Origin of the sequence: Endozoicomonas acroporae (assembly GCF_002864045.1) — a bacterium.
GTDB lineage: Bacteria > Pseudomonadota > Gammaproteobacteria > Pseudomonadales > Endozoicomonadaceae > Endozoicomonas > Endozoicomonas acroporae.
The window spans coordinates 1-1,581 of sequence record NZ_PJPV01000187.1; the positions used below are offsets into that span (position 1 = coordinate 1).

The following is a 1,581-nucleotide window of genomic DNA, read 5'->3' on the forward strand; positions in this document are numbered from 1 at the left end:
GAAGTTAGCTGTCTGTGCAGTCACGAAGGGCAACAGCGTGGCCACGGCCTTGTTGAGCGCTGGTGTCTGCTCCTGCCCGTTGTCCACCAGCTTTGCCATGGCCCACAGCAGGTTGGCGATATGCTGAGGAATAAATTGGTTTTTCTTTGCGTTCACGTGGGGCAACAGTGTGGCCACAGCCTCTTTGAGCCCTGGTGTCCGCTCCTGTCCGTTGTCCACCAGTTTCGCCATGGCCCACAGCAGGTTGGCGATATGCTGAGGAATAAATTGGTCTTTCTGTGCGTTCACGAAGGGCAACAGCACGGCCACGGCCCCTTTAAGCCCTGGGGTCTGCTCCTGCCCGTTGTCCACCAGTTTCGCCATGGCCCACAACAGGTTGGCAATTTCCTGTGGTTTAAAGTTGGCTTTTTGTGCGTTCACGTCGGGCAATAGTCTGGCCACGGCCTCATTGAGCCCTGGTGTCCGCTCCTGCCCGTTGTCTACCAGTTTTGCCATGGCCCACAGCAGGTTGGTGATCCCCTGGGCGTTAAATTGGTCTTTCTGTGCGTTAACGTGGAACAACAGCGCGGCCACGGCCTCGTTGAGCTCTTGTGTTCGCTTCTGCCCGTTGTCCGCCAGTTTAGCCATGGCCCATAGCAGGTTGGCGACTCCCTGGGCATCAATGTCCCTGGCTTGAGGTTTTTGGTTGCAGATAAATATTATTGCATCCAGTAGCGTTGACAATAAGTTAGCTTGAGTAAGCTTTACACGCTCATCCATGGGGTTATGAAGGGTAAAAACACCCGCTGAAGTCAATGAATGAAGTGTTGTCGTCAGGCTTCGCCAATTCCAACTCCGTGTTGCGGTAAAATTTTGCAGCAAGCGCAGCAGCAGGCTTTGTTCCGCTTGATTTAACGGTCTTTTAGCAGCTGACGTGTATTTTTTAATTGAACTGGCATATCGACCGTGATCTCTCCCATCATAGCGATGACCGAAACGATCCGATTTACTCACCAGATCATCCATTATTTCCTGTTTGATGAGCGCATTAAAATCTTGAGCAGGGTTTACTGAACGGTACTGTAGATGTTGAGAAGAGCGTGTGAAAGAAGAATGGTAAAATTCATTACGCACTTGGGCAGTGCGGGAGGGGGTATCCCATTGTCTGACTGTGGCATATCCATATCGTCCACGCCGTGAAGAAGACGCCTGGTCATCCGGTTGGTTGTAATCATTGCCTGATCTTGCGTATTGACCATTGATACCAGCAGAGCTTCTATCCATAACTATATTTCATTAATTCATGAGAATATAAAAAGCAGACTGCTGTTCTGTTCAGAAGTTCATTTTGCAGGGATGTGGAAACGGTTCCTGGATCGAAGGGAGGGGATTACTGGCTGCTTTTTTCTTCCTCTTGGCTGGTTTTCCGGTTTGTTCTTCTAACTGGTTTTCGGCGGTTAAGTAACCATGATTTGACGGTTGCCTGCCTTTATCCGCAGTAACGTATGAATCATCTGCCCACTTTCTTTTCAGTGATACAGAGCCATGCCCCTGTGGCGGGATGCCTATCCTGGTCTTTATTTGATCAATGTATGGTTTCAT

The 1,581-nt window shown here is 49.8% G+C and carries 2 protein-coding genes; both read right to left on the reverse strand.

Annotated features, from left to right (window positions below):
- A partial coding sequence (locus CX664_RS23315; RefSeq protein WP_146000263.1) for a DUF1601 domain-containing protein occupies positions 1–1,263 on the reverse strand: 1,263 nt, incomplete at its 3' end.
- A 51-nt stretch (positions 1,264–1,314) separates the two neighbouring features.
- Positions 1,315–1,581: hypothetical protein (locus CX664_RS26710; RefSeq protein ID WP_101749036.1), on the reverse strand; the 267-nt coding region annotated here is incomplete at its 5' end.